The sequence below is a fragment of the Halogeometricum borinquense DSM 11551 genome, assembly GCF_000172995.2.
Classification (GTDB): domain Archaea; phylum Halobacteriota; class Halobacteria; order Halobacteriales; family Haloferacaceae; genus Halogeometricum; species Halogeometricum borinquense.
The window spans coordinates 1,131,420-1,154,407 of the sequence record NC_014729.1 but is presented as its reverse complement, the minus strand read 5'-3'; the positions used below and the strand labels follow the sequence as shown (position 1 = coordinate 1,154,407).

General features: G+C 62.6%; 23 protein-coding genes. 12 read left to right on the top strand and 11 right to left on the bottom strand.

What is annotated here, in order from left to right; all coding sequences use genetic code 11:
* Positions 1-116: 116 nt before the first annotated feature.
* The gene (locus tag HBOR_RS06005) at positions 117-1,097 is read left to right on the top strand and encodes a zinc-dependent metalloprotease (protein WP_006054059.1); all 981 of its coding nucleotides are present in this window, start codon (positions 117-119) and stop codon (positions 1,095-1,097) included.
* Positions 1,098-1,112: 15 nt separating this feature from the next.
* On the opposite strand, the gene HBOR_RS06000 is transcribed toward HBOR_RS06005, so the two are convergent.
* From HBOR_RS06000 to HBOR_RS05985, 4 genes are all read right to left on the bottom strand, one after another.
* Positions 1,113-1,349 (bottom strand): hypothetical protein, encoded by a 237-nt coding sequence (locus HBOR_RS06000; RefSeq protein ID WP_006054058.1) that lies wholly within the window; start codon positions 1,347-1,349, stop codon positions 1,113-1,115.
* On the bottom strand, positions 1,349-1,765 hold the full coding sequence (locus HBOR_RS05995) for a nuclear transport factor 2 family protein (protein WP_006054057.1): 417 nt from the start codon (positions 1,763-1,765) through the stop codon (positions 1,349-1,351). Before HBOR_RS05995 ends, HBOR_RS06000 begins: the two co-directional genes overlap by 1 nt.
* A 66-nt stretch (positions 1,766-1,831) precedes the next feature.
* Positions 1,832-3,124 (bottom strand): erythromycin esterase family protein, encoded by a 1,293-nt coding sequence (locus HBOR_RS05990; protein ID WP_006054056.1) that lies wholly within the window; start codon positions 3,122-3,124, stop codon positions 1,832-1,834.
* Between the two features lie 71 nt (positions 3,125-3,195).
* Positions 3,196-3,750, bottom strand: coding sequence for a hypothetical protein (locus HBOR_RS05985; RefSeq protein WP_006054055.1), 555 nt, complete (start codon positions 3,748-3,750; stop codon positions 3,196-3,198).
* A gap of 179 nt (positions 3,751-3,929) precedes the next feature.
* Here HBOR_RS05985 and HBOR_RS05980 point away from each other — a divergent pair, with 179 nt between their 5' ends.
* Complete coding sequence (locus HBOR_RS05980; protein ID WP_006054054.1) at positions 3,930-6,638, top strand: AAA domain-containing protein; 2,709 nt, start codon at positions 3,930-3,932, stop codon at positions 6,636-6,638.
* Between the two features lie 56 nt (positions 6,639-6,694).
* Complete coding sequence (locus tag HBOR_RS05975; protein WP_006054053.1) at positions 6,695-7,147, top strand: DUF4440 domain-containing protein; 453 nt, start codon at positions 6,695-6,697, stop codon at positions 7,145-7,147.
* A gap of 54 nt (positions 7,148-7,201) precedes the next feature.
* Here HBOR_RS05975 and HBOR_RS05970 read toward each other — a convergent pair whose 3' ends face one another.
* Positions 7,202-8,878 carry an SLC13 family permease gene (locus HBOR_RS05970; RefSeq protein WP_013440540.1) on the bottom strand — a complete coding sequence of 559 codons (1,677 nt, stop codon included), beginning with the start codon at positions 8,876-8,878 and terminating at the stop codon, positions 7,202-7,204.
* An 83-nt stretch (positions 8,879-8,961) separates the two neighbouring features.
* Positions 8,962-9,207, bottom strand: a complete 246-nt coding sequence (locus HBOR_RS05965) for a hypothetical protein (protein WP_129784460.1) — start codon at positions 9,205-9,207, stop codon at positions 8,962-8,964.
* A gap of 124 nt (positions 9,208-9,331) precedes the next feature.
* On the opposite strand from HBOR_RS05965, the gene HBOR_RS05960 reads away from it, so the two are divergent.
* Entirely contained in the window at positions 9,332-9,517 is a 186-nt protein-coding gene (locus HBOR_RS05960) for a hypothetical protein (protein ID WP_006054050.1), read from the top strand.
* A gap of 19 nt (positions 9,518-9,536) precedes the next feature.
* On the opposite strand, the gene HBOR_RS05955 is transcribed toward HBOR_RS05960, so the two are convergent.
* On the bottom strand, positions 9,537-12,302 hold the full coding sequence (locus HBOR_RS05955; RefSeq protein ID WP_006054049.1) for an ATP-dependent helicase: 2,766 nt from the start codon (positions 12,300-12,302) through the stop codon (positions 9,537-9,539).
* Between the two features lie 171 nt (positions 12,303-12,473).
* Positions 12,474-12,755 (bottom strand): HalOD1 output domain-containing protein, encoded by a 282-nt coding sequence (locus HBOR_RS05950; RefSeq protein ID WP_006054048.1) that lies wholly within the window; start codon positions 12,753-12,755, stop codon positions 12,474-12,476.
* A 210-nt stretch (positions 12,756-12,965) separates the two neighbouring features.
* On the opposite strand from HBOR_RS05950, the gene HBOR_RS05945 reads away from it, so the two are divergent.
* Positions 12,966-14,402: a DUF6498-containing protein gene (locus HBOR_RS05945; protein WP_006054047.1), complete on the top strand. Its 1,437-nt coding sequence runs from the start codon at positions 12,966-12,968 to the stop codon at positions 14,400-14,402.
* 57 nt (positions 14,403-14,459) lie between these two features.
* Complete coding sequence (locus HBOR_RS05940; protein ID WP_006054046.1) at positions 14,460-15,227, top strand: MBL fold metallo-hydrolase; 768 nt, start codon at positions 14,460-14,462, stop codon at positions 15,225-15,227.
* Between the two features lie 21 nt (positions 15,228-15,248).
* Here HBOR_RS05940 and HBOR_RS05935 read toward each other — a convergent pair whose 3' ends face one another.
* From HBOR_RS05935 to HBOR_RS05925, 3 genes are all read right to left on the bottom strand, one after another.
* On the bottom strand, positions 15,249-15,986 hold the full coding sequence (locus HBOR_RS05935) for an isopentenyl phosphate kinase (protein ID WP_006054045.1): 738 nt from the start codon (positions 15,984-15,986) through the stop codon (positions 15,249-15,251).
* A complete protein-coding gene (mvk, locus tag HBOR_RS05930; protein WP_006054044.1) occupies positions 15,983-16,999 on the bottom strand; it encodes a mevalonate kinase in 1,017 nt (338 codons plus the stop codon). The genes HBOR_RS05935 and mvk overlap by 4 nt, the downstream gene beginning before the upstream one ends.
* A gap of 94 nt (positions 17,000-17,093) precedes the next feature.
* Positions 17,094-17,405 (bottom strand): hypothetical protein, encoded by a 312-nt coding sequence (locus HBOR_RS05925; RefSeq protein WP_006054043.1) that lies wholly within the window; start codon positions 17,403-17,405, stop codon positions 17,094-17,096.
* A 102-nt stretch (positions 17,406-17,507) separates the two neighbouring features.
* On the opposite strand from HBOR_RS05925, the gene HBOR_RS05920 reads away from it, so the two are divergent.
* The 6 genes from HBOR_RS05920 (at position 17,508) to HBOR_RS05895 (ending at position 22,981) form a co-directional block, all read left to right on the top strand.
* Complete coding sequence (locus HBOR_RS05920) at positions 17,508-18,572, top strand: zinc-binding metallopeptidase family protein (protein ID WP_006054042.1); 1,065 nt, start codon at positions 17,508-17,510, stop codon at positions 18,570-18,572.
* A 126-nt stretch (positions 18,573-18,698) separates the two neighbouring features.
* Positions 18,699-19,175, top strand: a complete 477-nt coding sequence (locus HBOR_RS05915) for a 50S ribosomal protein L11 (RefSeq protein ID WP_006054041.1) — start codon at positions 18,699-18,701, stop codon at positions 19,173-19,175.
* A 246-nt stretch (positions 19,176-19,421) separates the two neighbouring features.
* Complete coding sequence (locus HBOR_RS05910; RefSeq protein WP_006054040.1) at positions 19,422-20,060, top strand: 50S ribosomal protein L1; 639 nt, start codon at positions 19,422-19,424, stop codon at positions 20,058-20,060.
* Complete coding sequence (locus HBOR_RS05905) at positions 20,057-21,100, top strand: 50S ribosomal protein L10 (RefSeq protein ID WP_006054039.1); 1,044 nt, start codon at positions 20,057-20,059, stop codon at positions 21,098-21,100. Before HBOR_RS05910 ends, HBOR_RS05905 begins: the two co-directional genes overlap by 4 nt.
* An 18-nt stretch (positions 21,101-21,118) precedes the next feature.
* Positions 21,119-21,451, top strand: coding sequence for a 50S ribosomal protein P1 (gene rpl12p, locus HBOR_RS05900; protein ID WP_006054038.1), 333 nt, complete (start codon positions 21,119-21,121; stop codon positions 21,449-21,451).
* Between the two features lie 207 nt (positions 21,452-21,658).
* Positions 21,659-22,981 (top strand): tripartite tricarboxylate transporter permease, encoded by a 1,323-nt coding sequence (locus HBOR_RS05895; protein ID WP_006054037.1) that lies wholly within the window; start codon positions 21,659-21,661, stop codon positions 22,979-22,981.
* The last annotated feature ends 7 nt before the right edge of the window (positions 22,982-22,988 follow it).

Genomic DNA, 22,988 nt, shown 5'->3' with positions numbered 1-22,988 from the left:
ACCCTGCGACTCGGCGTTAAATCAGCTGACGGCGGCGCGAGACTGACCTGTGGACAGCAGGTGATTGATACGGGTATCGGAACAAGCGTTTTGTCCGCGCGCCCCCCAGACGACGTATGGATATCTTCCGTAGCGTCCACGCGGTTGCGACCGCTTCGGGCGACGGCGAAGGCACCGGTGCGATTGACTGGGCCGCAGTCGCCGACGCCGCGAAGAACGTGACCGACCCCGGTGATCTCACGCTCTCCACAGAGGACCGCGAGGGGTACGCAACGGACGTACGCGACGCCCGCCAACGCCTCCAGTCGGTGGGCGACGTGGAGTTCGATCTCCCCGAGGTTGTCGAAGTACAGAACCGTCACCACTGGATTGACGCGAACATTCGGACGTTCAAACGCGTCATGCGTCCTATCGAGGAGCGCGGGCGCGTCCCTCTCCCGGGCGTCACGCGCGTCGTCAACACTGGGACGATGGCGTTCATGCTATCGTTCCTCGGCAAGAACGTCCTCGGGCAGTACGACCCGCTTCTCCTCGCAGAGGGAGATGCGGACCACGGTCTCTACTTCGTTCACCCGAACATCGTTGCAGTCGCGGAGTCACTGGACGTTGACTTCCCCCGTTTCCGTCGATGGATTGCCTTCCACGAAGTCGCCCACGCCGCCGAGTTCGGTGCCGCGCCGTGGCTTTCGGGCCACCTCGAAACGAGGATGCAGGATGGATTGAACTCCCTTGCTCACGGCGAGTTCGACCGGCGGGCGTTCTCAGACCTCGATACGGCGATGACAGCCGTCGAAGGATACGCCGAACTCCTCATGGATCGAGCGTTTGACGCGGAGTATGCGGACCTCCGCGAGAAGCTCGACGCCCGACGAAGCGGCGGCGGCCCCATCGCACGTCTCGCCCGGCGACTCCTCGGTCTCGGCGTGAAGCGTCGCCAGTACGAACGTGGTGCGAAGTTCTTCGAGACGGTGGCTGACGAACGCGGCGTCGCCGCCGCGTCCGTCGTTTGGGAGAACCCGGAGCATCTGCCGACCGACGAGGAGATCAAAAATCCGTGGAAGTGGATTGCGCGGGTGGATCCGGAGTCGCGGCTGTAGTCCGTCAGCGGCGACTCAGCGACGGCCGCGGTTCGTCGTCGCCACGAAATCCGACCACCAATGCACGAGGAGATACGTGAGAATAATGCCGAGAAGTAGCCCGCCGACGAATCCGCCGGCGATATAGACGGGTTCTCCCCCGGCCTGCAACGCGACGAGTGCGCCCGAGGCAGCAACGAGGAGGACGAACCCGATTTTGAGTCGCATGCTGGCGGCCGTTCGCTCCTCGCCAGATAGACTCGGTCCGACCATCACTGCTCCTCCGTTGTGTGTGCGACGCTGACGTGCATCCCGACGAAAACCCATTCGTCGGTCGTCTCGTCCCTGTTCGGATCGTCGTCTGTCGGCCGACGTTCGAGCGTTCCGCTCCACCGCGTGTCGAAGTCGTACTCGATATCTTGCTCGGTATCTGTCCACGCCATTCGAACTGAGTCAGAGAACGCGGCGTGTGATTCACGTTCGACGACGCGCAGCGCGTCGCTCTCGACGGTCCAGTCTGTCGTCGTTCGTGTCTGCTCGCGCAGGCCCTCCGCGATGTCGTCGTAGCCGACGAGCGTCTCGCCCACTCCGAACTTCACCGCGTCGGCCTCCTCCGCGAAGTAGGGGTACAACGGTTCTCCTCGCCGGAGAGCCTCGTAGTAGTCCTCGACTGTTGCCCGTGCGCTCATACCAGTCACGTCGGCATGAGGGGATTTGAAAACATGGTTGTCGCAGGCGGTGAGGCCGAGCGCCAGTCAGTCGAGCAGGCGAACCGGTGTCGATTCGGGGACGAACACCAGTTCGTCGAACGACTCCGACAGCACCGTCTCTCGAAACGCCTCCTGCGGTGTCTCGGAGTCGTACACCGATCCGACGTATCGGAGTCGCTGCGGTCGGTCGAGAAGCGATTCAAGTCGAGACGAGTCGCTTGCAGCGGCGACGCGGAGGAGGTACGGAGCGCAGTCGAGCGTATCTAACGACGCCGTCGCACTCTCCTCTGGCGGGTCGTCGATGGAGAACGCTCGCGGACCGTCGCCCGCCGTTCCGCCCGAAGGAAGCGCACAAACTGATCCGCGGGCGAAGTCGAACCCGACCGGCCGGTAGTCGCTCCCGAGCGCCGCTGTCAGGTGTTCACCCATCGTCTCAACGTCGGCCCACAGACTGCCGTCATCGAACGTGCCACGCTGAACGTGGCCGTCGTGTGCCCATGCGATGATGCCCTCGCCGTGGTCCAGTTCGAGCGCTCGTTCGGCGTTCCGAGCCATGAGACTGTCGCGGACTGCCATCCCTTCAGGATGTGGTCCGTCGTGTGCATGACGCACCGGAGCCCACTCACACGCCTGTTCGACTGCTCGGCAGAGGTGTCTCACTCGCTCTTGCTCTCGTTCTCGCGTTCGTTCCCGCTCTTGTTCCCGTTCGCCCGTCGAGTCAACCGCGTGACCGTCGCTGAGTCCGTCTTGCACTGCTCGGACGGCGTTGACAGCCGCCTCGCGTCGTTTCTCTCCGACAGGTCCGGTGGGTGAATCAGCCAGCGCAGCTATCGCCGCCATATCGTCTGCGCCGACCCAGGGTAGGTCGAGTCTCTCAAAAGACGACTGCAGTCGATCCGCTGGTTTCGATGGGTCGTTGAGGTCAATTCCGCGGATTCTGACCCTATCGTCTGGCGACCGCCCCTCGTTGAACGAACGGAGCCACTGGAGGAGTTCGCCGACGGCAGCGGACTGCCACTGCCACTTGTCCAGTTCACGGAGCGCCGTCTCGGTCGTCCCTCGGCCCTCGAAGACGTAGTCGTCGGCCGCCAACGTCGCGGTGAGTCCAGCCTCGATGGCGAGCGTTCGGAATCCCCGTCGCTCGACAAGATGACGGATGAGTCGGTGTTTGAGACGGACGAACTCTCGGGTTCCGTGGGTGGCCTCGCCCAGACCGACGAGCATGGCGTTGCCGAACACCTTCTCGGGGATGTGTTTACTCGGTGGGGTGCTCGGATCTGTCGTTTCGAGCGGTACGGTGTACTCTCGTAGGGTTTCTGAGAGTTCCGTCGGGGGCACTATAGCCTATCGACCGAACCGAACGGGAAAAAGGTTATTCAACGAACGGAAGTCGAGTTCGGTCCGTCAGGTTACTGGAAGCCGCGACCGACGCCGTCGTCTTCGATGAGGTCGTCTAGATCCTCTGTCAACAGTTCGTCCGCATCAGAGAACTCGTCGGTCAAGTCGTCTAGACGGTCCGGACGGCCGTCGAACTCGTACTCCATCGGTCCGAACGCCGGACTGTCGATAGCGTCCATCATGTCGGTAAATAGGTCCTCGGGCGTTGTCGGCGCTTCGGCGTGTACTTTCACCGTTTCTTCGAGCCGTTTCGCCATCGATTCAGCGTGGTCTTCGTCCTCCGGGGGCGACTGGACCGCAAAGCGGCCGCCGTCGTCGCCGCGACGTGGGAGGAGCGGTTCGATGTCGTCGTCGATACGGCGCGCGACGCGCGAACCCACGCCGCGAACTTCCATCGGGTTCTTCGCGTACGTTTTCAGTTCGTAGACGCCGGCGTCCGGATGCCCCAAGAAGAGTTCTTCACCGAGTCCGTCCTCACGGTGGCCAGCAACGGCACGCCACCCATCTGGGTCCACACCGGCGTCCGTAACGTCCGAGAGGATGTCTTTCCAATCCCTGACGCGCATACGTAACCGTACCACGTCGTGTCGGATGAGCGTGCCGATTTTGGCAGATTCATCGAAAATTCAAGGCGGATACCCCGAGGCAGTTGACTCAGACGACGCTGGAGGGTGTCGGCGGCAACGTGTCCGTGATCGACAACCGTGACCGACAGCGTTTTTCGCCCCGGCACGGACCTGTCGGTGTGAACCTCCGCGGCCGCATCGTCGAAGTGAGCGACGAACGCGAAGTGGAGACGCAGTACGGAACGCGCTCGCTCGCCGAAGTGTCGATTCGTCCCGGTGCGGCGGGTGACGGACCAATCGACGCCGTGGGCGACGGATCGGCCGACACCACTGACGCCGACGGCGATGCACTCGTCCGGGTGACGCTCTGGGGGAAGTGGACCCACACCGCAGACCTCGCAGAACCCGGCATGGACCTTCTCGTCACCGACGCCGAAGAGTCGGAGTATCGCGGCGAACCGACGTACTCGACGGCGAAAGAGTCGTACGTCGTCCTCGAACCGGATTTCCTCGTCGACGTGACAGACATTCGCTCGTGGGTGCAGTGCCCGCGGATGTACTATCTGAACAAACTGTCCGGAATCCCGCTGAACTATCCCGTCGTGAAGGGGACAATCGTCCACGAAGTGTTCGGTGACCTCCTCCGCGGGCGCGACTTAGACGACGCTATCGAGGAGCGCGTCGCCGAAGCGGGCCTGCAACTCGGCTTGCTCGGCTACGACGCGACCGAGGTTGAAGACGAGGTGCGGCGGAATGCGGCCGCCATCGAGGGCTGGTTAGCGCAGGGAACGCTTACGGAGGAAGACGAGTGGCGCTCGGAGTACACGCTCATCTCGCCGACGTTCGGGATTAAAGGCCGGGCGGACGCGCTCCGCCGCGGGATGCCCGTCGAACTGAAGACCGGCAAGAACCTCAAGCGCGACCCGCGATTCCAAGATAAGATTCAGGCCGCGGCGTACGCTCTCGTCCTCGACGAACGCGGCGTCCCGGCCAACACGGGGACGCTTCTCTACACGAAAAACACCGCTCTCGAACGACACGAGGAGTCCGGCGACCTCTCGCCCGCAAAGGAGTTCTCCATCGGAAACGGTCTCTTGGAGTTCGTCGTCCGCACGCGTAACGAAATCGCCGCGATGGAGTTTGATACCGCCGTCCCGACCGGATTCGAAGCGGACGCCAACTGCGAGTACTGCTTCGAACAGGACACCTGCATGGTGGTCTCTGGGCGTCTCGACCAAGAGTCGAAAGCAGGAAAGATCGGTAAGCCCCTTCCCGAAGACGAACGCGAGTACTTCGACCGAATCTACCGCGCTATCGAGGAGGAGCGGCGCGAGACGCACGCAGAGTACCGCAAACTCTGGGAGCAGTCCGCCGCGGAACGGGCCGACGACGACAGAGCGCTCATCGGTCTCGAACCGCTCGACCAACGTGAAATCGAGGGGCAGCGGTGGGAACTCACGGCGAAGAAACCCGACGGCGCGGTATCGAAACTCCGGGAAGGCGACGTGTGTCTCGCCAGCAACGGCGACCCCGTCGGAGGCCATGCAGAACTCTGCCGTATCCGCGAACTTGGAGACAGAGTGGTCGTCACCGCAGACGAACCCGTCGAACTCCGCCGACTCGACGTATACCCGTCCGAAATCTCTGTCTCGCGGATGCTCACCGCCGTCCACGACGCGCTTTTGAAGGGCGATTCAGACCGGAAGGACGTGCTGTTCGGCCGCCGGGACCCGGCGTTCACAGAGCGAAGCGAGGCGACGTATATCGATAATAACGACGCGCAGAACGAAGCCGTGAAACTCGCAGTGGACGCCGAGGATTTCGCTCTCGTTCACGGACCGCCGGGAACGGGAAAAACGTACACCATCGCTCGAATCGTCCGCGCACTCGTCGCTGACGGCAACCGTGTCCTCCTCTCTGCGTTCACGAACCGTGCGGTGGACAACGCACTCGAAGCGTTGCGCGATCAGGGCTTTGCGGACGCGGTGCGCGTCGGCACTGAGAACGGCATCCGCGAGGACATGCAGGATCTCCACTTGAAGACGACCGGCGACCCGAACGACCGGGTCGCAGAACTGACCGATGCACCCGTCGTCGCCGCGACTACTTCGTCGTGTGGATCACGCGTGATGCGCGAGCAGTCGTTCGACGTGGCGCTCGTGGACGAGGCGTCGCAGTTGACCGAACCGGGAACGCTCGCCGCCATCAACCGCGCCGACCGGTTCGTTCTCGTCGGCGACCACGAACAACTGCCGCCAGTCGTCCGCGCGGAGAACGACCTCCAGCAGTCGCTTTTCGAACGACTCATCGATGCCGCGCCGGAGGCGTCGGTGATGCTGGACCGCCAGTACCGTATGAGTCAGCGGATTCAGGCGTTCTCGTCGGCGGAGTTCTACGACGGCGCGCTTCGACCCGCGACCGGTGAAGTGGCCGCCCAACGGCTCTCGGATCTCGGTGTGGACGAGTCGGCGCTCCCGGAACCGCTCCGCGACCCGGTGGCGTTCATCGACCCCAATGGGTCGCGCGTCGGCAACACCAACCCCGTAGAAGCCGAGCGCGTGGCCGAACTCGTCGAGACGTTCGTCGCGGCGGGCGTCGAACCCGACGATATCGGCGTTATCGCGCCGTTCCGAGCGCAAGTAGCTGAGATCGGAAAACGGACAGACGTGACTGTGGACACCGTAGACCGATTCCAAGGCTCCTCGAAGGAGGTCGTCATCGTCTCGTTCGTCGCCAGCGGAACGCTCGACGGACCTATCTTCGAGGACCACCGTCGCATCAACGTCGCGCTGACTCGCGCGAAGAAGTCGCTCGTCCTCGTCGGCGACGCCAACGCCCTCGAATCCGACCCGTTCTACGCGCGGATGCTTGAGTGGGCGCGCCGGTGAGCGACAGAGTTCTGCTGCGGGATAGATTTTTTGTCGCGGGTGGGTGTGTCGCAAACATGTCTCTGACTGAGGCTTGCGAACGCGAAATTGTCGGACTCCACGACTTTTTCGAGCGGTGGTTCCGCGGTGAGGCACCCGAAACCGACGAGTCGTTCGCCCGTGTCGCGGACGCTCTCGGTCCGGCGTTCGAGATGGTAACTCCCGACGGCGAGGTGAGAAAACGTGATCCGTTGCTCGACTCCATCCGCGATGGCCACGGCCACGCGCCGGGCCTCTCTATCGACGTAAGCGACGTCGCAGTTCGACACGAAGACGGCGACACCTGCGTCCTTACCTACCGCGAACATCAGACGGCACCGGAGGAGGCGACGACACGGGTGAGTTCAGTCGTGTTCGTCCGCGATTCAGCCGTCACAGAGCAACGCTCTGCGGGCCATCGGGCGGAGTCTGGTGACCCTCCGGAGGGCGTCCGCTGGCACCACCTTCACGAAACGTGGGTCCCGAAGTGATCGGCCGCGGGCCGATGTACCTCCTTTTCGGGCGTTTCGTCGTCTGTGCCACCCTTACCAGAGAATCGCGGGCCAGACGAACTGGAACATGAGCCAGATGAGGACGGTCAAGACGGCCGTCATCACGAGATTCAAGATGACACCCGCCCGCATCATGTGTTCTTGTTGAATGTACCCCGACCCGAACACGATGGCGTTCGGCGGCGTCGCCACCGGAAGCGCGAAGGCGAAACTCGCGGCGACAGCTCCCGAAACGGAGAGGAAGATGGCGGCGGAGACTTCGGCGAGACCGAGCGTCGTCGCAAAGATACCGCCGATGCCGATGAGGATGGGGACGATAATACTCGCCGTCGCGGTGTTCGAGGTCATCTCCGTGAGGAAGATGATCAGCAAGACGACGACACCGACGACGAGGAGGATTGGCGCGCCGGTTAGCGAACCGAATACGGTGTTTGCTATCCAGTTTGTGGCACCGGTTGCAGCGAGAGCATCGGCGAGGGCGATGCCGCCGCCGAACAGGAGAATGGTTCCCCAGTCGATGTCTGCGAGTTCGTCCCACTCCATCGTGTCTGCGAGGACGAGCGCCGGAATGGCCGCAAGTCCGACCATCACGTAGTACAGCAGTCCCTGATGACCTTCGACGCCGAGGACCGTCGCACCCTTGCCGCCGAAGATGGTCGTCGCCCACGCGGCGGGCAGATAGTCGCTGAAGAAGCCACCGAGACCGCCGAGAACCCACAGTCCCGCTGTCGCGGTGAAGATGATGGCGACCCGCTTGCCACGCGTACTCAGCGGGCCTTCTTGACGGAGGTAGCGCCCCGCTTCGTCGCGGGCGTCATCGACGTCGTCTATCTTCGGCGGGTAGATACGGAAGGTGAGGAGATACCAGACGATCGGAAGCGTGACGATGACGATTGGGAGGCCGATAAGGAGCCACTGTACGAAGCCGATTTCGTAGCCGAGAATCTTGTCCAGTTGTCCAGCGAGAATCGCGTTCGGTGGGGTCCCGATAAGCGTCCCGACGCCGCCGACGCTGGCGGCGTAGGCCGTCCCGAGCAACATCGAAATCTGGAGGTTCGTGAAGGAATCGGAGCGAGTGGTGTCTGCCAACCCGCCGTCGGACGCCACGTCTGACGAGGTACCTGAATCTCTGTCTTCCGAACGGCTATCCGCGGCGACGCTCGAATCGATGTCGGCGCTCGGGTCGTCCGCCGCCGCCTTGACCTCTTCGCGGCCGAGTACCTGCGTGAGAACGCCGAGAGCGATGGGTGTCATCATCGCCGTCGTCGCCGTGTTCGACACCCACATCGAGAGGAAGGCGGTGGCGAGCATGACGGCCCCGACGAGTCGGCGAGGCGACGACCCCATAACGTACATCATGTACAGCGCGATTCTGCGGTCGATATCGTACTTCTGCAACGCGTTCGCCAGCATGAACCCAGCGATGAACAGGAAGATGAGGTGGTCCGCGAAGCCGACAAGTGCCGTGTCTAAGTCAGGGTAGACGCCCAGTGCCGTCAGGACGAACGGAATCGAAATAGCCGTCACAGCAAGTGGGAGCGCGCCGGTGACCCAGAGAAATCCAGCGAAGAACATCGTCGCCAGCGCGTACTGCCCTTTCACGGTCAACCCGCCCGGAGACGGAGCGACTGCAATGAGTGCTGTCCCGACGACCGCAACCGCGAATAGTATTAAACGCCGCTGAGATCGTGATTTACTGGGGTGTATCATTGATACACACATCTAATCCAAAACTACACGATTAATTCTTTCGAAGGTGGAAGATATGTGCGTCCTTATAACACACAATTCAGCTAAAAGTACGTCGTGAGGGCTTCGATCTGGTCTGCGTCGAGTTCAGCGGCGTATAGCTCGAACAATTCCTCTCGTCGCGGACGCGAGAGGGCACGCGTTCCGGATTCGAGCATCGAGATGTGTGCTTGGACGATGTCGTCAACCTCGCGTTCGACCGACCGTTGGTCGTATCCGGCGGCGACGCGGAGCAGTCGCCACGCGAGCGGAGAGATATCAGCGACGTCGAAAGACGACGGTGCGGCCATCGACCGATTCTCACCGTTCAGCGCACAAAAATCTATACCGAAACTGGCACCGATTCGTCGCTCGCGTCTCGTCTGCGCCACGTCGGAGCGTTCTTCTTTCCTGCTAACGAATTCCACCCGTTCTATGACCTCGCTGCGAGACCGGTTCGAAGAGTCAGACGCGTTCCGTCGGGGAGTCCTCGGTGCCATTTCGGGCGCACTCGCCGGGGTGGTGCTTACACTCCTCGGAAGCAACAGTGCGGGCGATTTTCTCGTCGCCATCTTCGTCGGCATCGTCACGTACATCGCGCTCTGGCTGCTGACGAGTTGAGTTCTCTCTCCGCGAGAGATTAGTCGTCCACTGGCACGGCCTCGTCGTCACCGATTTCGTCTAAGACGCGGGCGTGGAACGCTTTGAGGGCTTGACTCTCGTCTTCTGCGAGAACCACGTCGCTGGCCATGAGCGTGGCGAGACCGAACGCACGCGGCGTCGGTGAGTCCACGTTGCGTGCGACGACTTCCACGTCGCCCGACTTGACGCCCCGAAGTACGTCTTTGACCGCGGCCACGTTCAGTTTGTCCTCCAGAATCTCTCGGTACGTCTCCTCCATCACGGCGAAGCCGTCGAGATCCTGCGCGAACGACAGGAGCATCTCCGAGGACACCTGTTGTTGGGCCGCGGACTTTTCGTACCCCTTGTAGCGCTTCAGTATCATCAGCGCGCGGGTGGCATTGATACGGAAGTACCGCTTCAGGAGGTCCGTGCCGTCGAGTGCGGCCCGCAGATCCTCGTCAACCGAGTCGGGGTCGATGTCGCGGATGACGGCCTCTACGTCCACTTTCCGGTTCAGCGGCATCGAGATGGAGAACCCGTTGTCCGCGACGGCCACCTGCACGTTCGCGTTCGACCGCCGCGCGAAATGAAAGGCGATGAGGCGCGAGAGACCGTCGTTGAACCGCCGGCCGTAGTTCGAGTGGACGTAGAAGCGCCGTTGGTACTCGTCTCTGTCGAGTTGCTCCTCGATGGCAATGCGCGACTCGGTTGCAACGCTCTCGGAACCGGCGTAGCGCACCTGCTCGTCGAACATCCGAGTGATGGCACGGACGCTGTTTTCGTCCACCGGAAACGCACGGAGCCACGTCCGTACGGCCGGCGGACCGCCGTCGTCTAATCTGCCGAGGAGTTCGCCTTGAAATCGCGTTATCTCTCGGCCCAAATCGTACGAGAGGGGCAAGCGCTCGGAGAACCACGAGGGAACCGTTGGCCGCTTGCTCGTTCTGTCCACGTACACCTTCGACCCGCGTCGGTAGCGGTACTCGAAATGTTCGCCACCGAGGACGAACACGTCACCGGAGTCGATGGTGTCGAGGTAGTTCTCGTCCAGTTGGCCGACCCACTCGTCGCCCGACCGGGTCATCACGTCGCAGGTGAACGAGTCGGGGATGGTGCCGATGTTCGTCATGTAGATGACGCGAGCCATCCGCCCGCGCTTACCGACGAGCGGTTCGCCCACGTCGTACTCCTCGTAATGGTGTTCGCCGTCGGGCGCGTCGTTCGTGTCGCGCCATACCTTCGCGTAGACGTTCTTGTCCTCCAGTCCCTCGTAGTCGGCCGTGAGATACGCCATCAGTTGCTCCCACTCGGCGTCGGAGAAGTTCCGGTACGGGTACGCACGCCGGAGCGTCTGCAGTATCTCCTCCTCGCGCCACACCCGGTTGATGGCCATCCCGTAGACGTGCTGAGCGGCGACATCTTGGGCGTTTTCAGGGACGAACACCCGGTCAACGAATCCGTCTTCGGCCTTCCGCAGCATCACTGCGCACTCGACTAACTCGTCTCTATCGAGGGCGATGACGCGCCCCTCGACGGTCTGTCCGAGTCGGTGACCCGCGCGCCCGACGCGTTGGAGCAACGAAGCGACTGATTTCGGCGACCCCACCTGTACCACGAGGTCGATGTGCGGCATGTCGATGCCGAGTTCGAGGCTGGTCGAGGTCGTCACTACGTCCAGATTTCCGTCTTTTAGCTCGCGTTCGATCTCCTGTCTGCGCTCTTTGGACAGACTCCCGTGGTGGCACCCGGAGTTCTGCTCGTCGTAGCCGTCGTAGTTCTCCCTGAGGTTGTGGAGAACGCGTTCTGCGCCCGACCGGGTGTTGGTGAAGACGAGTGTGTTCGTGTGCGACTGCACCAACTCGTCCAGTCGGTCGTAGAACCGCTCTTGAACGACGTTCCGGGGCGTGTTGATGAGGTCGTCTGTTGGACACTCCAACTGCAGGTCGAAGTCGCGGACGAACCGCGTGTCCACGAGTTCATACTCGCGGGGGTCGCCGTCGTCGCCGCGTCCTACGAGAAATTCGGCCATCGTCGAGAGCGGTTCGACCGTCGCCGAACAGCCGATTCGAGTCGGTGAATCGTGACACAGATTCTCCAGACGCTCCAACGAGACGGAGAGATGCGTGCCGCGTTTGTTCTCCGCGAGACTGTGTATCTCGTCTACGATGACGTACTCGACGGTCCGAAGTTTCTCCTTGAACTTCGGCGAGTTGAGGAGAATCGAAAGCGTCTCGGGCGTCGTGTTGAGGATGTGCGGCGTCGTCTCCAGCATCTTCTGCCGGTCGGTACTGTCGGTGTCGCCGTGGCGGATTGCGTGCCGGAGAGTGACCGTCTCGCCGCGTTCGTCCATCCTCTCGGTGATTCCCTCAAGCGGTTGTGTAAGGTTGCGATGGATGTCGTTGGCCAGAGACTTCAGCGGCGAGATGTACAGACAGTACACCGAGTTTTCGAGACCGTCTGCTAACTCCCTGTCGCGTCGGAACAGGTCGTTAATGATGGCGGTAAAGGAGGCAAGCGTCTTTCCGGACCCCGTGGGCGCACAGATGAGGGCGTTTTCCGAGTCGTCGATGAGGGGGACCGCTTCGCGCTGCGGCGGAGTGAAGAAGCCGCCGTTGCCGTCTACGTAGCGTCCGAACTGATCGACCCACCACTCGCGGACGGACGGTTCGAGTCGCGCAAGGACGTTTTCGTCAGCGAGTGACACCGTCTGCGGGTCGAAGTCGAACGGGTCAGTCGCTCGCTCCGCCGCCTCGCAGAGAAGTCGCCGACCACGGCTACTCATTTGGTCTCAGTCGGGACCGCGGCTGTAAGTGGGTTGCGCCCGCACGAGACTACCGTTGTATCCAGTGCTGTGGGTCAAGAATTCCAGACTGCAGAGCAGGATCATCTGCCGTGTTGTTGCCGGTGGCGCTCCCCAACTGCTCGGGGTCGTGTGTCGGTCTCGTCGCTAGAGTCATGTAGAACGGCAGGTCTGCGCTTCGTCCACGTCCAAGATTTCTATGGTCCGGTCTCCGTGGACGGTTACGAGGTGCCCCGCGTACCGAAACGTGATTCGCTCGGCCGCTTGCCGGCCGGCGAACAACTCGTCCAGTACGTCGGGGTCTATCGCGTCGTACAGCGGGGGGAGTTCGAGAACCGGCGTATCTGCGGCGACACTGACCGCTTCTACGACGGCGAGGCTGATCGCCTCGTCCGCATCCGCAGTAACTGACGACGAATTTGCACTCGTTACCATGTGCATGTCAATTAGTGTCTCGGTTTATGAATGTTCGTCAGACTTTCATCTATAGCAAACGCAGCCAGTGTTGGCAGCCGGTCTATCGTTGGTTTTCTTCGATATTGTAACCGGACTTTGGTGGTTCCCTCCTGAGATTGGCGGCTAAAAGTAAGACAAACGGATCTGGTTCATCATCTATATAATTGGACGACGGTGACAGATTCACGTATGGCTCCTCCACGGCACGGCGATTCTCTTCCACCCGCGTTCGGGTTCCTCCCGGTTCTCGTCGCAAACCTACCTCCGCTCATCGGGGTGTTGTGGCTCGATTGGGATCCGGAAACACTTGTCGCCGTGTACGCCCTTGAGCTACAGTTGCTATTCCTCCTCGCGGGAGCGAAAGCGCTGTTCGCCGGCCAGCCGCCAGTCTCCGATCGAGAGAGTGGCGTCATCAGCGTGTCGAGTAACGATCTCGTCGCCAAACGCGGGAGCGTGAGCGTTCACGAGTTCCTTCCACCCATATACCCGCGCAACGTTCCGTTCGCTGCTGCAGTCATCTATGGCGGTGCGTGGTTCGGCCTTTTCATCAGCTTCAGCCTCTCAGAAGTCATTGCAGTCAGTGATGTCATCCGTCATCCGGCAGTACTCTCAAGCGTCGCTGTGCTGCTCATCGGTCAACTCGGCGAGACCGGCTACTCCTACATTCGGAGCGGACGGTACGCAGATGTCTCTCCGTACTCAGTCGTCGAAATTCCCGCTCGGCAGGGATTCTTCCTCATGGCCGTCCTATTTATCGTCCCGTTTATCGCCCCAGTAACGGGTGCTGCCGGAACAACGCTTGCGCTCGTTGGATTCGTGTTTGCAAAACTCCTCTTCGAGTGGTCCGGCTTCCGTGCGGAACGCGACGGTGGAGGTCGGCTCACTAGCTGGCTCTCTGGTCCGGATAGCGATTCCGCGCTGGAACCGCTCGACGTTCCCGATGATGATCCCTCAGCCGCGATTGACGTTGACCGGCGTGCGGTTGCGGCGACCGCGGTCTGGCGTGCAGTTACGACTACGGGACCGTTTTACGCCACCATGGCCACGTTTGTCTGGCTCGGACTGATCGCCATCGTTGCCGGCGAGCCGTCTCCAGCCCTCCGGAGTGGCTCGGCTTTTATCGCATTCCTGCTGTTCTGCATCATGTTCTGTAGCGACATCGTCATGGGAGTCCTCGAGAGCGGCTGGGTAACGTACCGACGCATTGGCGACCAGCTTGTCGCCTACGACCGACTAACCGGCGACACACAGTGGTCGGCGCCGGTGGGTGTCCTTCACAACGCGACAGTCGTGGAAACTCAGTTCTCAGACCGGTATTTCGACACACGAAGGCTGACCGTGAAGACGGGGGGAGACGACGATGACACCGAACGCACCCTCGGGCCAGTCAGTAATCCGGAAGCACTGATCGAGACGTTCGAGCTACCGATTCGGTCAACCGAACTCTCGCCGCTCAACCAGTGGCTCGCTGGCATCGCTGTCGCCTCGGCTTGCCTCATCGTGGTCGCTGGTGCCACGTTGCTCGTAACGCCGTTCGGTCCACCCGCTGGCTGGCTGTACGTGTTGCTTCTGCTTCCGTTCCTCACCGCTGTCCCGAAGGGAGTCTGGAAACTTGCGCACGCGTGATCTCCCGCCCGCGACAACCCACCAAGTTATACTTCCGTCGTCAGTGTACTGTGCCCCATGCGCGTCACGTTTCTCGGAACCGGAAGCGCGATGCCGCTTCCGGACCGCGTCCAGACTGGTCTCCTCGTTGAATCCGACGAGCGTTCGCTGCTCGTGGATTGCGGAAGCGGCGTCCTCAACCGTCTCACGAACACTGACGTGGGGTACGAAGGCATCGGTACCGTTCTCCTCACTCACCACCACCTAGACCACGTCTCGGACCTCCTCGCCCTCCTGAAAGCCCGGTGGTTGGCCGGCGAGACGCATCTGGAAGTCGTGGGACCGACCGGGACCAAACGGCTTCTCGACGGGCTTCTCGACGTTCACGACTACCTACAGGACCGCGTTGAACTCCGAATCCGGGAGGTCACCGCCGGGTCGTTCGAGGTCGCGGGCTTCGAAATCGAGGCGACGGAGACGCGACACTCGAAGGACTGTCTCGCATACCGGTTCCACGGCGACAGCGACGCCGGAGACGATGACCGGAGCGGCGGCGATTTCGTCTTTTCGGGCGACTCGGAGGCGTTCGAGGGATTAGCCAACTTCGCCGACGGCGCGGCCGTCCTCGCACACGACTGCTCGTTCCCCGACGAAGTGGACGTTTCAAACCATCCGACACCCGCACAGTTGGGCGAGGCACTGGCCGGATACGACATCGGTCGCGTCTACCTCACGCACCTGTATCCGCATACCGAAGGAAAACACGAGGAGATGCTACAGTCGATTGGTGACCGCTACGACGGCGACGTACGCTTCGCACGCGACGGCCTCCGAATCGACATCTGATTCCGCGACGAGTCCTCAGAGTCAATCACGGATGACGGTTCCGGCGTCCTCGCCCGCAAGAAATCGCGGGAGGGCGTCGGGTCCGAAGACGTGAGCGGGCGCGCCGAGTTCGAGGAGAGCGCGCACCTTCGCGGCCATTCCGCCGGTCACGTCAGTCGCGTCACTGCCACCGAGAACGCTCGCTACATCCTCGAACGCCGTGATTTCTGGAATCACTTCGTTGTCGGCGTCGAGAACACCCGGAACGGTCGAACAGAGTCCGACACGGTCGGCATCAAGACCGCGAGCGAGCGTCGTGACGAGTTCGTCACCGCTGACCACCGTTGCGCCCGACGCCGCGTGGGCAATGACATCGCCGTGAAGAACGGGGACGAACCCCTCATCCAGCATCGTCGCCGTCGAATCGAGTGGGAGCGAAAAGGCGGCTTCGGCGTCCCGCGCACCCAACGAGAGTGGCTGAACCGGCAGTGCTGCGATGCCAGCGTCCTGAAGCCGCGTCACGACGGCGTCGTTCAGGCGGCGCATCGCGTCGTGAATCTCGAAGACCGCTTCGGCGTCGTGCGTCCCTTGACTGTCGCTGACGCCGTGCTTTTCGGCGTTGTGATGGCCGAAACTCCCGCCACCGTGAACGATGACGAGGCGTGAGGGGTCCGAATCGGCTACCGCGGCTACCGCGGCGTCGAGGCTGTCGTCATCGACCGTCTCAGGGGTTGATTTGTCCGTGACGACGCTTCCGCCGAGTTTGAGGACGGTCGTCATTCGTCTTCCACCCGGACACCGTCGCGGGCGAGTTCGGCACGAAACACGTCTTCGCACTCGGCGGTGTAGCGGAGCGCGGTCTCCGTCTCCGCCGTCTCGTCTAAGGCGACGATACAGCCACCGCCGCCCGCGCCGGTGAGTTTCGCACCGTGCGCGCCCGCCTCGCGGGCCGCCCATACCATGTTGTCGAGCGTGCGTGAGGAGACGCCGAGAGCTTCCAGCAGTCCGTGATCGAAGTCCATCAGGCGGCCGAGTTCGGCCAGTACATCTTCCGGTGGGTGATCCGTCGGGTCGGCCTCGGCGAGGACGGACTCGCCGCGCCGGACGAGGTCGCCGATACTCTCGACGGTATCGGCTGCGAAGTCGTACTCGTCGCGGAGCGACCGGACACCGGCGACGAGTTTTCCCGTGTCGCCCGCGCCGCCGTCGAAGCCGACGACGAACGGGAGACTCGGCGCGTCGATATGCTGGCAGTCGTCGCCCTCGACGCGAACTGCGCCGCCGACTGCACAACAGAAGGTGTCCGCGCGCGAGGCTTGGCCGTCCTGTACCTCGTACTCCGCGCGGTAGGCGCGCGCTGCGAGTTCTTCGGGATCGAGTGGGTGGCCGAGTTCGCGCGTCGCGGCGTCGATACTGGCGACGACGACGGCTGCCGACGACCCGAGGCCTGCACCAAGCGGGATGTCGCTCTCGACAGTGACATCAAAGCCCGCATTCGGTGCGTTGGCCGCATCTCGCGCTTGTTCGACGGCGACATCGATATATTCGATACCGGCCTCGACGAGCCCTTCCGAGACATTCACGTCGGGTCGCTCGTCACCGTTGCCACCGTACTCGACGGTAAAGCCGTCGAGGCTCAGGTCCGGCGCGCTGACGCGAACCCGCGAGTCCTCACGTGTCTCGACTGAGACGGTCGCCCGACGCTCGATAGCGCAGGGCACCGCCGGTTCGCCGTAGACGACTGCGTGCTCCCCGAACAGGTAGACCTTCCCGGGAGCGCTGGAAACGGTCATATTCGAGGATTCCGCGGGCACCGCTTAAGCGTATCCGACTGCGGTCACGCGCTGACTGCAGTCCTGCTCCGATTGCGACCACCCGCTCCTCTGCTCACTCGGACTCGACAGACACGTCAGAGAGGTCGTCGAGTTCGTCTAAGTCGTCGTCGTCGCCTCCGGACAGAACTTTCACCGCGATAGCGAGGGCGACGAGGAGAACGAAGCTGACGATTGCCATGCCGCCGATGCCCCGACCCGACCCCACACTCTCTGTCTCCTCTTCGCCGTGGACTTCGATGGAGTGGTACTCTTCCTCGCCTTCTGATTCGTCTTCACCTTTCGACCCCTTCCCGAAGAACTGGGAACCGATATTGGGGGTGTCGTGCAGATGAATCTCGAAAAGCGTGAACGATTTGTTTCCCATAGCACAGTCAGTACGCCGACAAAAGACATAATCATTGTGTTCGTTGCACCGCATGCATCTCATATCGGTGCTTTGAGGTAGCGATTTGACCTCCCTCAAACCATGGACGATACACGACGAACGTTCCTGAAGGACCTCCTGACGACGCCGAGTCCCTCCGGTTACGAGGCTGACGGGCAGCGCGTCTGGGTTTCGTACGTCGAGGAGTTCGCCGACGAAGTGCGCGTTGACGACTACGGCAACGCCGTTGCGGTCCACGAAGGAACGGGTGGGGGACCCGAAATCGCCTTCACGGGCCACGCCGACGAGATCGGGTACATTGTCCGCGACGTGACCGACGATGGATTCCTCCGCATCGCGGCTATCGGCGGCGCTGACCGTACTGTTTCGAAGGGCCAGCACGTCACCGTGCACGCGGCCGACGGTGAGGTTCCGGGCGTTATCGGACAGACGGCGATTCACCTCCGCGACGTTGGCGAGGAGGAGTACGACGACTTAGAAGAACAGTTCGTGGACATCGGCGCGGCAGACGAGGCGGAAGCGCACGAACTCGTCGAAGTCGGTGACCCGCTAACCGTCGAAACGCGCGTCCGCGACCTGCACGGATCACGCATGGCCGCCCGCGGGATGGACAACCGTGTCGGGACGTGGGCCGCCGCCGAAGCCCTCCGACACGCCGTCGAAGCGGACGTGGACGCGACGGTCTACGCCGTGAGTACAGTGCAAGAGGAACTCGGCGTCCAGGGCGCGAAGATGGTCGGCTACGACCTGAACCCCGACGCCGCCGTCGCCATCGACGTGACGCACGCGACGGACAACCCTGATGTAGAGAGTAAACACAAAGGTCCCGTCGAACTCGGCGAAGGGCCGGTCATCACTCGCGGGAGTGCGAACCATCCTGCCGTGGTCGAACTCGCACGCAACGCGGCCAACGACGCCGACGTTGACGTGCAGTTGCAGGCTGCTGGGATTCGGACCGGTACCGACGCCGACGCCTTCTACACCTCCCGAAGCGGGATTCCATCGCTGAATATCGGCATCCCGAACCGCTACATGCACACGCCGGTCGAAGTGGTGGATACTGAAGACCTCGACGCGATTGCGACGCTTCTCGGGTCGATGGCGGTAGGCGCTGAAGACGCCGCACCGTTCGGTGTGAACGTATAAACCACTCTGGCCGCTCGACCGCTCGGACGCGGTACTCGGCGGTGACGGCCGTCTGCATGGGCCTACCACGCACGCCGGTTAGCGCGAAAGAAAACCGTTAAAAGTCGCGGAAGGGTGATTTGGGGTATGGCTGGAACTATCGAAGTGCTCGTTCCCGGCGGGGAGGCCAACCCCGGTCCGCCGCTCGGACCGGAACTCGGCCCGACGCCTGTGAACGTGCAGGACGTCGTGCAGGAAATTAACGATGAGACCGCCGCGTTCGACGGCATGGAAGTGCCCGTGACGGTCGAGTACGACGACGACGGCTCGTTCTCCATCGAAGTCGGCGTCCCGCCGACGGCGGAACTCATCAAGGACGAAGCCGGTTTCGAAACCGGGTCCGGCGAACCCCAGGAGAACTTCGTCGCCGACCTGAGCTTCGACCAAGTGAAAAAGATTGCCGAGCAGAAGTCCTCCGACCTCCTCTCGTACGACACGAAGAACGCTGCGAAGGAAGTCGTCGGGACCTGTACCTCCCTCGGCGTCACCATCGAGGGGAACGACCCCCGCGAGTTCAAAGAGCGTATCGACGACGGCGAGTACGACGACCAACTCGTCGCATAATCGCCCTTCGACCGCTCCCGCGGGACGGCACTCCCTTTTTGATTCCTCACCGCTGAGCGGCGGTACCGTCACCAGCCTTGTATGCGCCCCCGTCCCACGGAGACGCGGCGTAACGGCCTCATACCAGTCGCTTGGGCGATTGCTTCGACGGACTTAAGGCCGGCATTCCCGTTGCCTCCGACGAGGCAGGCAGACGCCTGTTTCACTGACCCGTAGGAGCAATCCTGCGTACTACGGAGGTGAATAATGGCAGATACGATAGTTGACGCAGTCTCTCGCGCACTTGACGAGGCACCTGAGCGGAACTTCCGCGAAACGGTTGACCTTGCGATCAACCTGCGCGACCTTGACCTAAACGACCCGTCGAAGCGTGTCGACGAGAGCATCGTGCTCCCGGCCGGCACCGGACAGGAGACGAAGATTGTCGTCTTCGCGACTGGCGAGACCGCACTTCAAGCTGAGGAGGTTGCCGACCAAGTGATGGACGGCGACGACCTCGAAGACCTTGGAGACGATACGGACGCCGCCAAAGATCTCGCGGACGAAATCGACTTCTTCGTGGCAGAGGCCAACATGATGCAAGATATTGGCCGTTACCTCGGGACCGTTCTCGGTCCACGAGGGAAGATGCCGACGCCGCTCCAACCCGACGACGACGTGGTCGAAGTTGTGAATCGGATGAAGAACACGGTCCAACTCCGCAGTCGTGACCGCCGCACGTTCCACACCCGCGTGGGTGCAGAGGACATGTCGGCCGACGAAATCGCGGAGAACATCGACGTCATCGTTCGTCGTCTCGAGGCAACACTCGAGAAGGGTCCCCTCAACATTGACGGGATCTTCGTGAAGACGACGATGGGTCCGTCGGTGGAGGTACGCGCATGAGCGAGAGCGAGTCCGTCCGCAAGACAGAGACCATCCCCGAGTGGAAACGCATCGAAGTCGGTGAACTCACCGACTTCCTCGAAGAGTACCAGTCCGTCGGCGTCGTCAGCGTCACCGGCATCCCGAGCCGCCAGCTGCAGAGCATGCGTCGGGATCTTCACGGAAGCGCGGAGCTTCGGATGAGCCGAAACACGCTCGTCACCCGCGCGCTCGAACAGGTCAACGACGGCCTCGAAGAGCTGACCGACTACGTCTACGGACAGGTCGCACTTGTCGGGACGAACGACAACCCGTTCGGCCTGTACAAGCAGCTCGAAGCGTCGAAGACGCCTGCACCCATCAACGCGGGCGAAGTCGCCCCGAACGACATCGTCATCCCCGAGGGTGACACCGGTGTCGATCCGGGTCCCTTCGTTGGTGAACTCCAGCAGGTCGGTGCGTCCGCCCGCATTATGGAGGGCTCCATCAAAGTCACCGAGGACTCCCACGTCCTCGATGAAGGTGAAGTCGTCTCCGAGGAACTCTCAAACGTCCTGAACGAGCTCGGAATCGAACCCAAGGAGGTCGGTCTCGACCTTCGTGGCGTCTACTCTGAAGGCGTCCTGTTCGAACCCGACGAGCTCGCAATCGACGTCGAGGAGTACCGCGCGGACATCCAGTCCGCCGCGGCCGGTGCCCGCAACCTTTCGATCAACGCGGGCTACCCCACGGCGCAGACCGCACCCACGATGCTCGCAAAAGCCGCCGGCGAGGCGAAGGCCCTCGGCCTGTTCGCCGCCATCGAGGATCCCGAACTCGTTCCGGACCTCATCGCCAAGGCAGATGCGCAGCTCCGCACGCTTGCAGCGCAGATTGACGACGAGGAGGCCCTCCCTGAGGAACTCCGCGGCGTCGAAGCGCCCGCAGCGGCGCCCGCCGACGAGGCGGACGAAGACGAATCGACTGACGAAGAAGATACTGAAGCCGAAGCCGACGACACCGACGACGACGATGAAGACGACGGAGACGGTGCTGAAGGCCTCGGCGCGATGTTCGGATAATCAACGAGGAAGATAACAATGGAATACGTTTACGCAGCTCTCATCCTGAACGAATCGGACGAAGAGGTCAACGAAGAGAACGTCACCGCAGTGCTCGAATCCGCCGGTGTTGACGTCGAGGAATCCCGCGTCAAGGCGCTCGTCGCCGCGCTGGAAGACGTCGACATCGAGGAAGCTGTCGAGACGGCTGCCGCCGCACCCGCGCCCGCCGCGGGCGGTGCTGGTGGCGAAGTCGAAGCCGCTGGCGACGACGACGATGACGAAGGCGGCGAGGAAGAAGAAGAAGCCGCAGAAGAAGAAGAGGAAGACGAAGAGGCCTCCGGCGAAGGTCTCGGCGAACTCTTCGGCTAAACCCGACGCAGTTCGCACGTCCATCCGGACGTCGCCCTTCGAATCGTCAGTACAATCCGAATTTTTTGGCAGTAACGTCGTGAGCGACGGCTTTGGGTTGATTGTTCGTTCCCGCTCGATTCCTGCGACGACCGCCTTGCTTGGCCTCCACCGAACTCCTCGCTCCCACCGAACGTTCAAATACGAGCGGGCGGCCAGCACGCGCAGATGCCCGTCTCGCTGGTTCAACTACCTGCCATCCCGTGGTCGCTCCCGGTCATCGCCGCACTGTGGTCACACCCTGCTGCCGTGACCCTCGGGTTCGCCGTCGGCGGTGTCTTCCTCGGAACAGTGAGCGGACTCGTCCCGGGGTTGCACGTCAACGCACTCGCGCTCCTGTTGGCGGCGGTCGCACCAACGATCACGGCGCCGCCAACAGCGATTGGGACCGCCGTCATCGCGGCGGGCGTCGTGCACACGTTTCTTGACGTGGTTCCAGCGCTCGTCCTCGGCGTCCCCGACGCCGCAACGGCAGTCGGGTCGTTGCCCGGTCACCGACTGGTCCTCGCCGGACGTGGACGCGAGGCGATCCGCCTGTCGGCCGTCGGAAGCGGTGTCGCCGTCGCGTGTGCAGTGCCACTCGCATTGCCCCTCTCGCATTTCGTCGCCACCGGGCGCGAGCAGTTATACGCAGCGCTCCCCCTCATCCTCGCCGTCGTCATCGTCCTCCTCGTCGCCGCCGAACCGACGTGGCGACGGCGCACCGGTGGCGTCGCGTGTTTCACACTCGCCACGGCACTCGGCACGCTCACGCTCGATTTGCCCACTGCGGGATCGCTCGTTCCATCGTCGGCCGCGTCAATGCTTGCGCCGTTGTTCGCCGGATTGTTCGGCGCGCCTGTCCTCATTGATTCGCTCGACGGACGTGGGACAATCCCACCACAGGACGGGACAAAAGCAGCGCTCTCACTGCGGGAGACGCTCCGAGCGGCGGTCTCTGGTGTGGGTGGCGGCGCGCTCGTCGGCTACCTACCGGGCGTCTCGGCGGGCGTGGCGACGGTCCTCGCACTCGGCGGCGTTGGCGGTGACAGTCGTCCCGGTGATGAAAGTGACGCTGATCGGATCGACCGCCAGTACATCGTAGCGACCAGCGGTGCGGACACGGCGACAGCCGTCTTCGCGGCCGCGGCACTCGTCGTGGTTGGCGACGAACGAAGCGGCGTTGCTGTCGCACTCGCATCCGTCGGTGGCGGCGGGTCGCCGTTCGGGTCGGTGACGGCCCTCGCAGTCCTCGTCTTCGCTGCGGGTGTCGGTGCGATACTCGTTCCCGTCCTCGGCGACCGCTATCTAACCGTCGTGCGACGACTGCCGCACCGTCCGCTCTCTGCGACCATTCTCGCCGTACTGTGGGTGCTCGCCGGCGTCTTTGCCGGAGTCACTGGTCTGTGCGTCTTCGCCGTCGCCGCACTGCTCGGCCTTCTTCCGCCGCGTCTGGGTGTTCGTCGCGTTCACCTGATGGGGGTGCTAGTCGGCCCCATCGTACTCGGATGAATCGGAA

What these genes read in the sequence shown, in the direction of transcription:
- HBOR_RS06005 (WP_006054059.1), top strand. Translation starts at nt 117, where the DNA reads ATGGATATCTTCCGTAGCGTCCACGCGGTTGCGACCGCTTCGGGCGAC.
- HBOR_RS06000 (WP_006054058.1), bottom strand. Translation starts at nt 1,349, where the DNA reads ATGGTCGGACCGAGTCTATCTGGCGAGGAGCGAACGGCCGCCAGCATG.
- HBOR_RS05995 (WP_006054057.1), bottom strand. Translation starts at nt 1,765, where the DNA reads ATGAGCGCACGGGCAACAGTCGAGGACTACTACGAGGCTCTCCGGCGA.
- HBOR_RS05985 (WP_006054055.1), bottom strand. Translation starts at nt 3,750, where the DNA reads ATGCGCGTCAGGGATTGGAAAGACATCCTCTCGGACGTTACGGACGCC.
- HBOR_RS05975 (WP_006054053.1), top strand. Translation starts at nt 6,695, where the DNA reads ATGTCTCTGACTGAGGCTTGCGAACGCGAAATTGTCGGACTCCACGAC.
- HBOR_RS05970 (WP_013440540.1), bottom strand. Translation starts at nt 8,878, where the DNA reads ATGATACACCCCAGTAAATCACGATCTCAGCGGCGTTTAATACTATTC.
- HBOR_RS05965 (WP_129784460.1), bottom strand. Translation starts at nt 9,207, where the DNA reads ATGGCCGCACCGTCGTCTTTCGACGTCGCTGATATCTCTCCGCTCGCG.
- HBOR_RS05960 (WP_006054050.1), top strand. Translation starts at nt 9,332, where the DNA reads ATGACCTCGCTGCGAGACCGGTTCGAAGAGTCAGACGCGTTCCGTCGG.
- HBOR_RS05955 (WP_006054049.1), bottom strand. Translation starts at nt 12,302, where the DNA reads ATGAGTAGCCGTGGTCGGCGACTTCTCTGCGAGGCGGCGGAGCGAGCG.
- HBOR_RS05950 (WP_006054048.1), bottom strand. Translation starts at nt 12,755, where the DNA reads ATGGTAACGAGTGCAAATTCGTCGTCAGTTACTGCGGATGCGGACGAG.
- HBOR_RS05945 (WP_006054047.1), top strand. Translation starts at nt 12,966, where the DNA reads ATGGCTCCTCCACGGCACGGCGATTCTCTTCCACCCGCGTTCGGGTTC.
- HBOR_RS05940 (WP_006054046.1), top strand. Translation starts at nt 14,460, where the DNA reads ATGCGCGTCACGTTTCTCGGAACCGGAAGCGCGATGCCGCTTCCGGAC.
- HBOR_RS05935 (WP_006054045.1), bottom strand. Translation starts at nt 15,986, where the DNA reads ATGACGACCGTCCTCAAACTCGGCGGAAGCGTCGTCACGGACAAATCA.
- mvk (WP_006054044.1), bottom strand. Translation starts at nt 16,999, where the DNA reads ATGACCGTTTCCAGCGCTCCCGGGAAGGTCTACCTGTTCGGGGAGCAC.
- HBOR_RS05925 (WP_006054043.1), bottom strand. Translation starts at nt 17,405, where the DNA reads ATGGGAAACAAATCGTTCACGCTTTTCGAGATTCATCTGCACGACACC.
- HBOR_RS05920 (WP_006054042.1), top strand. Translation starts at nt 17,508, where the DNA reads ATGGACGATACACGACGAACGTTCCTGAAGGACCTCCTGACGACGCCG.
- HBOR_RS05915 (WP_006054041.1), top strand. Translation starts at nt 18,699, where the DNA reads ATGGCTGGAACTATCGAAGTGCTCGTTCCCGGCGGGGAGGCCAACCCC.
- HBOR_RS05910 (WP_006054040.1), top strand. Translation starts at nt 19,422, where the DNA reads ATGGCAGATACGATAGTTGACGCAGTCTCTCGCGCACTTGACGAGGCA.
- HBOR_RS05905 (WP_006054039.1), top strand. Translation starts at nt 20,057, where the DNA reads ATGAGCGAGAGCGAGTCCGTCCGCAAGACAGAGACCATCCCCGAGTGG.
- rpl12p (WP_006054038.1), top strand. Translation starts at nt 21,119, where the DNA reads ATGGAATACGTTTACGCAGCTCTCATCCTGAACGAATCGGACGAAGAG.
- HBOR_RS05895 (WP_006054037.1), top strand. Translation starts at nt 21,659, where the DNA reads ATGCCCGTCTCGCTGGTTCAACTACCTGCCATCCCGTGGTCGCTCCCG.